The sequence below is a fragment of the Pseudoalteromonas sp. SR43-3 genome, from assembly GCF_014163875.1.
GTDB lineage: Bacteria > Pseudomonadota > Gammaproteobacteria > Enterobacterales > Alteromonadaceae > Pseudoalteromonas > Pseudoalteromonas distincta.
The window spans coordinates 1-14,212 of sequence record NZ_JACJEC010000004.1 but is presented as its reverse complement, the minus strand read 5'-3'; the positions used below and the strand labels follow the sequence as shown (position 1 = coordinate 14,212).

Sequence of the window (14,212 nt, the reverse complement as noted above, 5' to 3'; positions counted from 1 at the left end):
TTAGCTGTTAAACGATTAGCCAAGGAGCGGGTGTATCGTGCCAAGTACCACACTCACTTACTACAACAACAACGCGCAAACCTTTAGCGACTCAACGCTTAATGTTGATATGTCGGCGTTGTATGCTGAATTTCTACCGCATGTAAAACAGCACGGCCATATTTTAGATGCTGGTTGTGGCTCTGCCCGCGACGCTATGTATTTTAAAAACCAAGGGTTTACTGTCAGCGCGTTTGACGCAAGCCCAGCGCTTGCAAAGTTAGCCAGTAATTACTTACAGCAACCTGTAGCGGTTAAAACATTCCAAGAGCTAAATTGTGTAAATCAATACGACGGCATTTGGTGCTGTGCTAGTTTATTACACGTTCCAAAGGCTGAGTTACCGCAGGTATTTTTAAACCTACAAAACGCACTTAAACCTAATGGTGTTTTATATGTATCGTTTAAATACGGCACGCAAGAACGCGTACATAATGGTCGCGAGTTTACCGATTTAAATGAAGATGGCCTAACCGCGCTAATTACTCAACACACCGAGCTTAAAATACTAAAACAGTGGCAAAGTGTTGATCAGCGGCCAGAGCGCGAGAGCGAAGTATGGCTCAATGCGTTAATTAAGGCTGTGCCTGTTTTATGATTGGCGCAATGCAGCAACAGCTCGACTTTATTGCATACATACAACGTATGCTGGTTGAGGGCGATTTTAGCGCTACCTATAAGTTTGCGCTTTTACACGCCATTGCCGATGTATGCGTAGAGCAACCGTTGTTGTCAGAGCAAAGCCAATTAGTAATCGAGTTGCCAACCCTTGCTGACAAACTCATTACCTTATACTGGCATCATGCAATGCCGTTTTCGTCAGAGCACACCGGCGAAAGCGCCTTACTTAAGCAAAATACAGGCGCGCAATCAAAAGTAATTAGCGTATTGTTTGAATGCCAGCAAAACAACATACGTAACTTTCGCCAGCTTAAGCAAAGCCCGTTTTATAAGCCCACATTTAATGCGGCTATGGCAACACTAAAAACAGGGCCGCTTTGGCGCTTACAAATTCTCGCCAAACAAGAGGAATGTTTTTTATACCCGCATACAAACAGCACTCAATTTATTACGCTAAATGCAGGTATCGCGAGCTGCTTTAGGCGCTTTTACGATTTAGTTGTGTATTTAGCTAAAAATGCATGGCTTCAAAAAATTCAAAGTATAAAGCACAACCAAGCGCTAATTGGCCCGCAAAGCCAACTACAAGAGTTTTTATTTGGGGTAGACCGTAATGCACTTACCAAGGCAAAGCCTGTTTTAGTTGAGCTGCAATCAAACACGTGTTTTTATTGCCAAAAGCCAATGAAAAACGATGTGGAGGTTGATCACTTTATACCGTTTGCCCGTTACGCTAACGATTTAGGCCATAATTTTGTGGCAGCGCACCGAGCATGTAATAACAACAAACGCGACTTTTTAGCCGCACAGCAACACCGTGAGCGCTGGCAAAATCAAAACTTAGTTGTTAACAGCCAAATAATTAGTAACGAGCTAAATGCGTATTTTCACTGCGATGCCGATAAGTCACTCGCAGTGAGCAATTGGGCGTACCAGGTGGCACAAGCCAATAACGCAAAGTTATGGCTTAGAAATAAAGACCATTTTGAAGAAGCAAAACTAACTGCCGACATAGTGGCTTTCCCGCAAGCAAAACAACCTGAGTTAAATCAAGTTGCTGAACCAGCCGTTAGTTTAAAATCGAGTGATAACGTATTAAAACTGCCGTACTTCCCTAATATTAAAATTGCCTGCGGGCATTTTAAAACAGGGGATGAAAGTGATATGGAATTGATGGAAGCGCCAATTGGCGCAGGCAAGCTTGATCCAAACGTGCATTTTTTAGCACGCGCATCGGGCAACTCTATGAATGGTGGTAAACACCCAATACTTGATGGTGATTTACTGCTGCTTGAGCTTATAACCTCTGATAGAGCCGGATCGCTACGCGGCCAAATAGTCGCGATAGAGCGAGATGATATAAGTGGAGATGGGCAGTATTTACTGCGCAAAGTTAATAAATTACCTAATGGGCAATATGAGCTAATTGCTCAAAACCCAGATTATGGAGTAATGATTGCAGATGAAAGTATGCGAACCTTCGCGCGGTTTAAACAAGTGGTTACAGGTTAGTTTGTAGTTACGCTTTGACTTGTAGGCGCTGAGCTAAAGCGCGAAAAGCGAAGCTTTTAAATTTGTAGATCGTGCTGTAGGCGGGAGTTTGCCTAGCGCTTTTAAAGTGTAGAAATTAGCTTTAGACGTGATTTTTACAGGTTTTGGGAAAAGGGATTTAATAACCTCTATTCGAGGTTTTATCGCGTTGGCGATGGCAACCAAAGAGAGGCTGCCGCCGACCGCCCTTTGGAATCCCACGGCGCACCCGAGGATCACACTGTGTCCTCAAGTTAAAAATTGATATGAACGTAAGCGCCGTGTATTCGCCATCCATGGCGAAGTCACGGCTTAACTTGCATCCATGCAAGTGATTATTCATCAATTTTTAACTTTTGGGTGTGATCACGGGGAGTTGGAGTGTGTTGGTAGATTGTTGTTTATGAATGTAGGCGATGGTTTATCTCATCAAGTGACGGAGAATGTAAAGCTAACAAATCAAGTAACTCGGACGCTGCAAGCAGCACCAGTTCTTGAAGCATTAGGTGTCTTGGAAGCTCAGTGTTTGAGGAAGTATTGTGGTTAGAAAAAATGGAGAAATGGGATTACCCGTTACACAGGAGTGGCATTCGACATTCTGTGAGACTGTTGAAACTATAAGGAATATCTATGCCAGTGATTGATAAAAAATATGAGGAAATATCGCTTACAGATGAGTATTTAGGCGATCCGCTTCTCATGGCATTAGCATGGAAAAAGAGTCACCAATATATTCGCACCACTAACTGGTATGCCGATAATTTTGAGCTAGACTTATCTGCGCTTAATTTGGTTGACCACTGTGACCAATGGGTTACAAGTCTTGCTCAGCCGATTGAATTTTCAAAGCTTGAATTGGTGCCAGCCCCTAAAACTTATCAATGGGAGTTCGTCGAAGCCGAGATTTTTGACGCTATTGGCGAACCGGAAACGCCTAAAGACCACAACTTAATCTGGCAACCTAAACCTGATCACAAGAAGAACAACTCAGAATCACCTTTGAATATAAGGCCGTTGGCACACATACCTATTCGTGAACAGTCGATGATGACTTTACTTATGATGGGGTTAGCAAATAAAGTTGAAACAGCTCAAGGCAATCCTGAAATGCCTTTTAGTGACGTGCATGAAAAAGGAGTAGTGAGTTATGGAAATCGTTTATATTGTCAATACCGAGACGATGGGCAAGCCAATCATAGTTATGGTGCGACGACAATCTACAGTAAGTACTTTGTTGATTATCGGCGTTTTTTAGAGCGGCCTTACTACTTTGCAACGCAGCAGCTTGGTGAAATATCACCAGATGAGCGTGTTTACCTAATAGAGCTTGATTTGTCTAAGTTCTTTGATTTGATCAAGCGTGAATGGCTAATCAAAAAGATCAATAAGCTAAGCGGACGCCAATACCTAGAAGGTGATTATAAGTGTTTAGATCATTTGCTGGCTGCATTTGAACAATGGGCATGGACTAAAAATGCGGCTAATGCATACGAGGAGCTTTGCAAATCAAATGAAGTACCTTCCGCACCAAAAGGTCTGCCACAAGGTCTAGTTGCTGCAGGTTTCTTATCTAATGTATACATGCTTGATTTTGATGATCAATTTCAAGAGTATATCGGTAAGTGCTTCTCAAATAGCAACTTGCGACTGGTCGATTATTGTCGCTATGTTGACGATATTCGCTTGGTGGTCGTAGGACCTAAAAGCTTTGACAACAAAAACCGCATAAGCGTAGTGACTGAGGCCGTTAATATATTAGTTGAGAACCTAGACTGCTGGGAACAGTTAAATCTTAAACTAAACAGTAAAAAAACTAAGGTCGAAATTTTTCATGGCCGTAAAGTTGGCCTTTCCAAGAACTTAGAAGAAATTCAAAGCCGGTTAAGTGGTCCAATTTCTTTTGATGAAGCAGAAAATCAATTAGGTCAACTAGAGTCTCTGTTGTCACTATCAAATAAAGTGTTAGTTAAAGCTAAAGAAAATGGTTTTCCCGTTAATTTACTCGCCAATATCGAAAATCAACGTTTTGATGTGCGGGAAGATACATTGAAACGCTTTGCGGCAAACAAGTTGGTAAAGGTGCTAAACGAAATGCGGCACTTTACTACACAAGAGCCTGATGAAAACGGCCAGTTACAGCCAGGAGATTGGGATTATTTGCAAGAGCGTATTGCTAGACGCTTTATTGCTTGCTGGAGTTACGATCCTGCATTGGTTTTATTGCTTAAAAAAGGATTAGAGCTTTTCCCTTCTACTAAGTTGCTTGAGCCTGTCTTACAGCAGCTTGAAGCGTTAATGTTGCGAGAAAATGAGCCCAAACAACAAGCTGTGGCAAGATACTGTCTATCAGAGGTTTTCCGTCATGCTGCCACTGTGATTCACAAAAAAGACTCTTTGGCGATTCCTGCTCATGCCAATGTGGATGAGTTTTTTGAGTTACTTCAACATTCGGCGGCCAATTATGCCTAGTGATAATTTCGATTTACTAAAAGAACAGGCCCGTTTCCTATTACTGGTTCGAGGCGATACCAAGCTTGAACAAAAAAGCAGTGATGAGAAGTTTGATTTGATTTCTAAGCTCAACCGAGGCTTTAGAGAAATTACACTGCCAGAGAATATTACAGGGCAAGGTTTGGCTGCTGCAATTTTAATGGCGAGCCAGATTAATGACATGAGTAAATGCTTTATTCGTGCAACGTCATGTCTAATTGAAAAAATAAAACAGCAGGCCTCTTTTGAAGAATGCCTCACTTTACTTGCCAAGCAAGATAAACAATTGGTAACGACTTTGATTCGTCATGCCAGAGGTGTAAAGCAAACTTGGCAATTAAGCGAAGTTGCGAAGGATTTAAATGAGTCGCTGTGTCTTGAAGTTAAACCTTTAGCTAAGTCTCTTGATCAGATCAAGGAGAATATAAGTTTGTTACGACTAATTCTTCGAGATGATAATCCATTCGCTAATGAGGTGATGGCGTTAAAATTGATGCAAGCTGCTTTAGCAAACGTTGAACAATTGAAGAACAAAGGTGAACACACAATTGATCTTGCTGCTACAAAGGTTAAGTTTTTACATTTTTCCACCATAGTTAAGAAAGAAGCTTTTGATGCAGAGCTTGAGCTTACTTTTGCATTCAAGCTCAAAGGTAAGTTAGACCAAACTTGGGAAAACTTTAGTTCTGAAGTTGAAGTAGACATTGTATTTTTAAGGTCTTTGGGTGAGTTTATACGAGCTGCATTAGTTGGCGGTCAAGACTGGACTTCTTTTGGTCAAACCTTTGATGTGAAAGCGGGTTATAGAGGTATTCGAACAAGTGCTTATAAAAGACAGCTAGGCTTAATGACTACTCCTGAATCTATATCAGGAGTGGGAGCGCAAGTGTCAGGTTGGATAACGGGTTTAATTTCGAAATTGTTGAAATGGCCGGGAATTAGCGTCAATGATCATGGATATAAATGGCCTTCATTATGGTCTGTAGAGGTGGTGACTAAGTTGGTCGATGAGCGATTAAAGCTATTGAAAGAAGCGTATTGCACGCTATCTGGTATGCCAAGCAGGCTTTAGACTGGTCAAAAGATAAAAAAGCGTTATCTGTGGTGATGGTGCAGTCGAAAATGCCGTTGAAAAAGGATTTTTCTAAATTCGGCATAATGTTGGCTGATTTTAAATATCGTTCGAAGCACAGAAAACATATCGCATCTGTTGCTGAGTTAGTTCTGAAGCATCTCGAAGCACAAAACACTGATGAAAAAGAAAAAAAACAACGTGCGGACCTTATCGTTTGGCCTGAGCTTGCGATCAACAATGACGATTTAGATGTGTTGGTAGCTTTGTCAAGAAAGACTAAGGCCATAGTATTTGCTGGTCTTGGTTTTATTGAGCAAGATGGAGTTAAAGGCCCAAATAATTGCGCAGTCTGGATTGTACCCACGAAGCATCAGTCAAGTCAGCGAGAAATGATACGTTTGCAGGGCAAGCAAAATATGATGGCTGATGAAAAAGGTAAAATTCAACCTTGGCGTCCATATCAATTACTACTTGAGCTAGTACATCCAGCCTTTAAAGGTGAAAAGGGTTTCGTTTTAACTGGTTCTATTTGTTATGACGCCACGGATATTGCCTTAAGCGCAGACTTGCGTGATAAATCAAATGCTTATTTGGTTAGTGCTCTTAATCAAGATGTAAATACTTTTGATTCAATGGTGGAGGCGCTTCACTATCACATGTACCAGCATGTCGTATTATTAAATTCAGGGGAGTTTGGCGGTTCGTTTGCAAAAGCACCTTACAAGCAACCACACAAGCGCCTTATTGCCCATGTACATGGCAATGATCAGGTTTCAATTAATACCTTTGAGATGAATATGTTTGATTTCAGGAGAGATAAAGTTGGTGAAGGGATGCGCAGTAAGATAGAAACTAAAGCTAAACCTGCGGGGATCTAGATAGAGCGGTCCCCATCATTGTCTTCTAAACGTCAAATGGGCAGTCATTTTTATTTGTAACGATCAAAGCTAGGTTTTTTGCGCTAAAAGTATTTAATCATGGTTGTCCAATTTATTTTGTATAGTCGTGTGATAGAAAGCACTCGAACGAGTTATCCGACTCAGTAGATACCATACAATAATGTAAGTAACAAAGAGCTTACTCATAAAATACAGCTGTTAGAACGTTCGTAAAGTACTACTCCAGCTAATAAAGCAAGAGTCATGGGATCACGTTTTACAACGTTCATAATGTACTTAGGCTATATCTGCTTCTGGTACTTACCCGCCAGCTATTAGAAATCGTATTGATAAGCCTATTAGTAGATTAGGCACATAGCATTCAAGCTATTAAATTTATATCCATTATCCAACCGCCAACTTCCCCGCCTCATGCCACATTTCACTTGGCATGGGGTTGGTTAATTCCCATGTTATATTTATCGGTTGGCTGCCGTTATGGCTTTGGTATTTAACCTCGCCGTAGTTTACAAATCCCATAGTTCGGCCGTTTTCATCTTCCCCTTGCTCCCGCACAAATAACAGAATGGTTTTTCCTTTTTGTTGATGCTCAATATAACCTTTACCGCGGCCTTTTTCAGGTCGTGATGGGTTTTGGCTTTGCCAATGAAATAGATTCGGGCTAATTGCATAGTCGTGATACAGCGTTGTGGGTGAATAGGTTTTCTCACATTTATTTAGAGTTACAAAAAGGAGAGTAACCTTTTGTTCTTCAATAATTAATACTCCCTCACGAGCAGGTGATTTCTGCTCAAACATATGCACGCCAAACGCGGCGAGTATTTGCTGGCGAGTGTAGCGGCTGTGTAATTTTATGGCATGATTTGGCTGGCTCGTTAAATCGCTTTCTTGCTGGTGTATGCGGTTTATTAACAGCGCGATCACTTGTGCAAGTTCCTGCTGTAGCTCTTTGTGTTTAAGTGCTTGTAAGCTTTGCTCAAGCGTTTTAAAACCTAAAGACGTGCCTGTGCTATCCCAAAAGTTGTAATGTGCCATAAGCGCGTACTGTTGGCTTTGTGGTGTTGGCGTAAAGCTAAAATCGTTATTACATAAATCACGTAAAAAGCATAAGTAGCTAAGCGAGTTACAGCCGAGTAACTGGGTGTTGATTGCGCGGTAATACGCGGCGTAAATGTCGGCTTGGTCTGCGGGTATTTCATCACCTTTTAACCAGTGCCAGCCACCCAGTTTTTTATCTTTTGGTTTGTATACATCTTCAAGTGTAACTTGTGGGTTTATACGTAAAAAGTTACTTAGCGTTAGCGCGTCATTAGTGTGTTGCGAATAGCTATTTATAAGCTGCTGTAAACGGCGTTTAGAGTTTATAGCTTGCTGAATATTTTTTAATATTGTTTGTTGTGTGCGCTTTTGTAACTCTATACGGCAACCTAGCGGTAGATGCGGGAAGTTGTTTTCGATTTCGGTTTTTATTGGCTGGTTACTTTTACCAATGAGTGCGCGGAATTTACTCGCAAAGTCATATTCTGGGCGAGCATTGCCTACAAAGTCGAGTACGGTACAGCACTGCTTTTGGCTGTTATCGGGCAGGCGCAAACCACGGCCTAGTTGCTGCAAAAACAGCGTTAGGCTTTCAGTTGGGCGTAAAAACAGTAAAGTATCGACTTCTGGAATATCGACACCTTCGTTAAAAATATCAACCACGCAAAGTATTTGTATTTCGCCTTGGCGTAGTGCTTGCTGTTTAGCCGCGCGCTCATTGGTGTTTTTACTGGTCAGTACATCGGCGTTTATGCCTGCTAAATTAAACTTTTTAGCCATAAATTCAGCGTGTTTTTGGCTTACGCAAAACGCGAGTGCTTTAATGGTTTGAACATTGGTTACGATATCAGCAAGGCTCGATATAATTTTGTTAGCGCGGCTGTTCTCCCCTGTATAAAGGTTACTTAGCTCACTTATATCGTAACGGCCGCCTCGCCATGTTATTTGGCTTAGGTCGGTGTCGTCATCCAATCCAAAGTATTGAAATGGGCATAAATGGCGTTGATTTATTGCCTCTGGTAAGCGAATTTCAGCGGCTATTACTCCGCAAAAATCATCGAGTATATTTGCGCCATCTTGTCGCTCTGGTGTAGCGGTTAAGCCAAGTAATATTGTGGGCGTAAAGTGGTTTAATATAGCGCGATAACTCGCCGCGCTTACGTGATGTACTTCGTCTATCACTATGTAGTCGTAGTAATCGTGAGTTAAATTGAGCGATTCAATTTGGCTGTTCAGCGTTTGGATTGATGCAAATAATTGATTGTAGCGCTGTGGTTTGTAGTTACCTACCCACAGCTCACCAAAGTCGTTATTTTTAAGCACACCACGGTAAGCGCTTTGTGCTTGTTTTAGTATTTCTTCTCGGTGGGCTACAAACAAAAAGTGTGCGTTTGGGTTTTTATCGTAAACAGTTTTAAAGTCGAACGCCGATATGATGGTTTTACCTGTGCCGGTTGCAGCAACTACTAAGTTTTTAAAGCGTTTATGTACGCTGCGCTCAGCACTTAGCTTTTCTAAAATAGCGAGCTGGTGCGTTTTTGGTGTTATATCAAAATAAAACTGGCTGCTTGATTGCCCAACACCGCGTTGCTCGTTAAGTGAATTAATGAGCTTTTCTTTACACTCAACAGCGCCTGTAAATAGCTCGAAGTCTTTTGATTCCCAGTAGGTTTCAAACGTACTTTTGGTTTTAGCTATGATGTGCGGGATTTCTTGTGCGGTAATTTTTAAGTTCCATTCAAGGCCGCTGGTAAGCGCCGAATGCGATAAGTTAGACGAGCCAATATAGCCTGTGTGAAAACCCGTATTGCGCATAAATAAGTAGGATTTAGCGTGTAGGCGTTCTTGCTGATTATTATAACTTAGCTTTACTTCGGTATTTGGTAGGTTTGCTAAAAACTCAACGGCTTTAGCATCCGTTGCGCCCATGTACGAAGTAGTAATAACTTTGAGCTTATTGCCGCTTTTAGTAAACGCTTCAAGCTCGTTTTTAAATATGCGTAGCCCCGTCCATTTAATAAATGAGACAAGCCAGTAAATAGTGTCGGACGATTTAATCTCGCGCTTTAGCTCGGTTTCAAGCGATATACCTGCATTAGCACCGCTAAATAATTCGCTTTGCGTAAGGCCTGTGAGTGGGAATATATCGCTTGAGTAATCTTTAAGGTTGGCCGCAATAGGGTTTTGGGTATTAAATAGCGCGGTAAGTATTCGGCCTTGGCTGTCGATAAGATTTTCGTTAATTAGCTCGTCATCGCGAATATGAGCTTTAAGCCAAAGTACAAGGCTGTTAGCTAGGCTAATTTGTTCTTGTAGGCGCTCTTTTGAGTTGGGAATAGCATTTATTGCATGCTCAACAAGCTTACCTAAAAAACGTGAAAGCCAAGTTGCCGCTTCGGCCGTTTCAAGCTGGCGCTCACCCACATAAAATTGATCACGATTTAAGTTTTGCTTAATTACTTGCGTAATTAATTGTTCGTAAATACCAATTTGCTGCATTAAAACCACTCCCTGTTTGCGAGTAGTTAGTTTACTAAAAAGTGCATTGTAAACAAGCATTAACTCATTATTGAATTGAAGGCTGTTGCTTAGGCCGCTCCCCCGTGATCACACCCGAAATTTAATTAATGATGAGTAATAAGAGCGCATGGATGCGCGTTAAGCGATGCTTACACAAGGACGTGTTTCATCGCGTTTACGTTCATATCATTATTTAAATTGAGAAAATAGTGTGATCCTCGTGGCGCCGAGAGATTCCAAAGAGAAGTCGGCGGTTACTTCTCTTTGGTTGCCATCGCCAATGCGATATTTAAGACGTGTATTATTTTAGAAACGTAGATATGATTAAAATATAGAATAATTAATTTAAGGGATTAAAGAATGGATTTGTCAGAAGCAGTAACGGAGATGCTAAACGACTTCAAAAAAAATACGGGGGTATTACTCCCCATCACAAAGTTCTTACTAAGCAATTTATTTTTACTTAGTTTATTAGTTGTTGTTCCATTAAAAATAGCGTTTTGGATATTTCAGCTTGGTTATCTTTCAACCTTCGGAATAACATATGAAACAATTCAAAGAAATGCAATTCAAGCGCAACAATTGTGGGTTGATATGTTTACTGTTCTTTCTCCTGTTTTGATCTGGATAATGGGCCTTAGTCTTTCTTTGTGTATTTTTGCACTTTTTTATCCCCCTATAATTAATTACTTTAGACTTAAGAGGCTAATTAAAAGACTAAAAATTAATAATATATCTCCAATTATGCAATCAAATATTTCTTTAAAGAAGAGGTTTTGGAAAGTTTATTTTAATAGAGTTGAAAAGCAGGGGAAGATATTTTTTGGTTTTGCAAAAACTTCTTACGCTCTCACGTTAATATTCATAATCCTTTTAATTTTTCTCACACGAGGCTCACTGTATATGTACGAGCATGCTACTGATATAGCCGAACAGAAAATCACAGAGTTTAAGAAAAATGGCACTTGTGACGATGGTAGTGGACAATTAGGATGCTTTTCTTTAAAAACTAAGACAATTGAATATAGGGGGTTTTTAGTTGCTACATCTAACGAGTCTGTGTACTTTTTGAGCGAGGAAATGGAATTACTTATTGTAGCTAAACCAAACATACTTGTACTAAGCCGCGATAATGTCCAAGTCAATGATTAGAATCAAGACCATCTCCTAGAATTTAAAAGCTTTGCTTTTCGCGCGAGCAAGCTGAGCGCCTACAGCAAATTTTAAGGCCGCTGCTAAGAAAGTTCTCCCGTGATCACATCCGAAATTTTATTAATGATGAGTAATTAACAGCATGGATGCTGTTAAAAGCGTAGCTTGGCCATGGATGGCCTATCTACGTTGGTTACGTTCATATCATTAATTTAAATTGAGGTGATAGTGTGATCCTCGGGGCGCCGTGGGTGACGAATGACCAAAGCGTAGCTTTGCAGCTTGAGGAAGTGGAAACATGGATGCTGACAGGAACCCGGCTTCAGGGATGAATTATTAACAGCAGAGTTTATTTGAAGGTTATCCGCCCCTTGGTTGCCATCGCCAATGCGATATTTGTAAATTATTTTAAAAGCTACGCTTTTCGCGCGAGCAAGCTGAGCGCCTACAGGTGTTTAGGTGGGTTTTGTAGCGTTGATTGAGGTAATGAGCTAGTTACTAAAGAGAAAGCGCGATGTAAAATCGCACCTACAAGTGCTAAAGCTTAATAGGCGTACTTATCTCACAATCTTTGCATACTAAAGAGTAATTTTCTTTACGTTTGCTTGTTTTAGTATTGATGCTTGAGCACTCTGGGCATGGTGATTTCATTGGTGTGTTTACACTGCAATTGCCGCATTTTACGAAGTAGCCATAGCGTCCAGAAAGAGGCTGTAAGTTAGTCGAACTATTACATTGCTTACAAGCTAATGTTATCTCTTTGATTAGATCAGTTTTAGGTTTTACTTGTTCAGTAATGGTTTGCTTGGTCGCTATTAAAGTATCATCGTAAACAGGTTCTGATTCGCTTATCTTTGCAGATACATATGAAGGCTCTTGTAAGGTAGGTGATATATTTTGCTCTAAAATAAACTGGCAAATTCTATCCAGTGTTTCTTCACTGAACCACGGTCGAACGTTCGTTGTAAAAAGATGAAGCGGATTAGGTTTAGACGCAGGAAGCTTCATTATTTCGAGTAATTTATCAGTTATAAATTCTGATTTAACTAATCGATCTTCAATTGCTTTTGGTGTGTTTTTCCGGTTGATAATGGCGTTGCTCGATATGGCACAAATACTATGCCACTCTCTGCCACCAAAACCCTGTTGCAGCTTGCCAAATAATTTAGTGAGTAGCTTTGGTGCATTGTCGCGCATTAGGCTTTTTAATAGCTCTAGTTGTAATTCAACCTGTTTTATTGGCGATGGCATACCTTGCCAGTTGCCGCGATAACTGCGACTCCATTCTTGATGTTCATTAATCGTTACTTCGCCTGTAATGCTTTTAGATTCGATAAGAATAAAGCCATAGGTGTATGCGATTAGATGGTCTATTTGTGCGGTTTCGCCATTGTGTTTAAATTTTACATCGTTAAACACAAATACCTGACTATGATCTTTAAAGGCGCGGCGTAAATAAAAGGCAACGTCGAGCTCTTGCTTTTGACCTGCTTGTATTTTAGATGAGTTGCTGTTGATGAGGGTTTTATCTTTTAGAATCATGAGGCGTCCTTTCAATCATGTATTTGCTTAGAATATCATTGAAGTACCGAATAAGAATACTGCTTAAGTTCAAAAAACGCGAGAGAAACTCCCACCTACAATTTAAAAGCTTCGCTTTTCGCGCGAGCAAGCTTCGCGCCTACAGGTGTTGGGCTTGGCTATTAAGCTCAAAATGTCATTAACTCCCCATAAGTAACTTATGTTTTACTTATGGGGTTGTGTTTTTATTTTACTCTCTATAAATAAAGTAAAGTTTACTTATAGGAGGTAAATATACGTTCAAACTTAAAAGTAAGTTATATTTGACTTTTGGGTGGGCTACCCTAAAATAAATTGTATAAGTAAACTATAGTTGACCTTTAATGAGTGAATTACCAGCAAAAAAAACACTTGGAAGAGTTGTTAAACGCACTGAAATGCCTGATCTATCAAAGCCGTTTTCGTCGGTGCGACTCGCTAAAGCGATTACTTCAAAGCGAACAGGCATGAAGCTTACGCTGGTTGATGTATCGCAAGCACTTAATATTTCAAAGCCTACGCTGATAAAAATAGAAAAAGGTGATGTGAATGTGCAGTTTTTTAATGTACTCAAAGTGATGGAATACTTGGGGTTGTCGTTTAGCCTTGTCAGTGATGACGAGTCGCACCACAATAACAAGGATGAGGTGAGCGATGAGCAGTGGTATTAAAAAAAACAGCTTGGATGTATTTATTGGGCATACGCAGAAGATAGGTGCGATAGCCCTTGATATAGGCTCTGAAAATGATATTGCATTTACCTATGAGCCTGAGTGGATTAATAAGGGGTTTGCTATTTCACCACACTTACCGCTCAATGGTGATTTTGACTCGCGTGCTGTGCGTAATTATTTACAAAACTTATTACCCGAGGGCAAAGGTCTTGATGAGATTATAAGTAGTACTACTATCTCTAAAAATAATACGTTTGGTTTGATTAAAGTAATTGGCGAGGAAACGTCAGGCGCTTTGTCGTTTAGAGCAAGTAACAGTACTTTAAAGCAAACATCTTTTCGTGAAGTAACTAGGGTCTGTTGATCTTTGCGGATTAAAATTTGTCCAAACTAGGAGCTATTTAATCGCGACGCGAGATTTGCAACCTAGTGGGCTAAGTAAAAACCGAGCAACAAAGAGTAAATAGCTCCTAGGAAGAACCCTTCGGGCTGAGGGATCCCCACTTTATCCAGCGGCCTCTTTTTCGTAATTCAAAATAAAGTTTTTTAAACTTTTTTCTATATAGCTTTGTGTAATACGTCTCTTACATAGCTTTATGACTTGCTTGGCTAAG

Annotated in this window: 10 protein-coding genes; 8 read left to right on the top strand and 2 right to left on the bottom strand. The window is 40.4% G+C overall.

The features are described 5' to 3' along the window. The first annotated feature begins 37 nt into the window (after positions 1-37). The 5 genes from H5088_RS06480 (at position 38) to H5088_RS20165 (ending at position 6,633) form a co-directional block, all read left to right on the top strand. On the top strand, positions 38-637 hold the full coding sequence (locus H5088_RS06480) for a bifunctional 2-polyprenyl-6-hydroxyphenol methylase/3-demethylubiquinol 3-O-methyltransferase UbiG (protein ID WP_182752484.1): 600 nt from the start codon (positions 38-40) through the stop codon (positions 635-637). Continuing rightward, positions 634-2,172, top strand: a complete 1,539-nt coding sequence (locus H5088_RS06475; RefSeq protein ID WP_182752483.1) for an HNH endonuclease — start codon at positions 634-636, stop codon at positions 2,170-2,172. Before H5088_RS06480 ends, H5088_RS06475 begins: the two co-directional genes overlap by 4 nt. Positions 2,173-2,820: 648 nt before the next feature. After that, a complete protein-coding gene (locus H5088_RS20175) occupies positions 2,821-4,659 on the top strand; it encodes an RNA-directed DNA polymerase (protein ID WP_220488842.1) in 1,839 nt (612 codons plus the stop codon). After that, positions 4,652-5,752 carry a hypothetical protein gene (locus H5088_RS20170; RefSeq protein WP_220488841.1) on the top strand — a complete coding sequence of 367 codons (1,101 nt, stop codon included), beginning with the start codon at positions 4,652-4,654 and terminating at the stop codon, positions 5,750-5,752. Before H5088_RS20175 ends, H5088_RS20170 begins: the two co-directional genes overlap by 8 nt. Next, positions 5,719-6,633: a hypothetical protein gene (locus H5088_RS20165; RefSeq protein WP_220488840.1), complete on the top strand. Its 915-nt coding sequence runs from the start codon at positions 5,719-5,721 to the stop codon at positions 6,631-6,633. Before H5088_RS20170 ends, H5088_RS20165 begins: the two co-directional genes overlap by 34 nt. A gap of 405 nt (positions 6,634-7,038) precedes the next feature. On the opposite strand, the gene H5088_RS06465 is transcribed toward H5088_RS20165, so the two are convergent. Next, positions 7,039-10,191, bottom strand: a complete 3,153-nt coding sequence (locus H5088_RS06465) for a DUF3427 domain-containing protein (protein WP_182752482.1) — start codon at positions 10,189-10,191, stop codon at positions 7,039-7,041. A 381-nt stretch (positions 10,192-10,572) separates the two neighbouring features. Between H5088_RS06465 and H5088_RS06460 the strand changes: the two genes are divergently transcribed. Next, a complete protein-coding gene (locus H5088_RS06460) occupies positions 10,573-11,364 on the top strand; it encodes a hypothetical protein (RefSeq protein ID WP_182752481.1) in 792 nt (263 codons plus the stop codon). A 537-nt stretch (positions 11,365-11,901) separates the two neighbouring features. Here H5088_RS06460 and H5088_RS06455 read toward each other — a convergent pair. Beyond that, on the bottom strand, positions 11,902-12,906 hold the full coding sequence (locus H5088_RS06455) for a nuclease-related domain-containing protein (RefSeq protein WP_182752480.1): 1,005 nt from the start codon (positions 12,904-12,906) through the stop codon (positions 11,902-11,904). Positions 12,907-13,268: 362 nt separating this feature from the next. Here H5088_RS06455 and H5088_RS06450 point away from each other — a divergent pair, with 362 nt between their 5' ends. Beyond that, positions 13,269-13,595 carry a helix-turn-helix domain-containing protein gene (locus H5088_RS06450; protein ID WP_029753647.1) on the top strand — a complete coding sequence of 109 codons (327 nt, stop codon included), beginning with the start codon at positions 13,269-13,271 and terminating at the stop codon, positions 13,593-13,595. Next, positions 13,579-13,962, top strand: coding sequence for a HipA N-terminal domain-containing protein (locus H5088_RS06445; RefSeq protein ID WP_259398092.1), 384 nt, complete (start codon positions 13,579-13,581; stop codon positions 13,960-13,962). Before H5088_RS06450 ends, H5088_RS06445 begins: the two co-directional genes overlap by 17 nt. Positions 13,963-14,212: the final 250 nt, after the last annotated feature.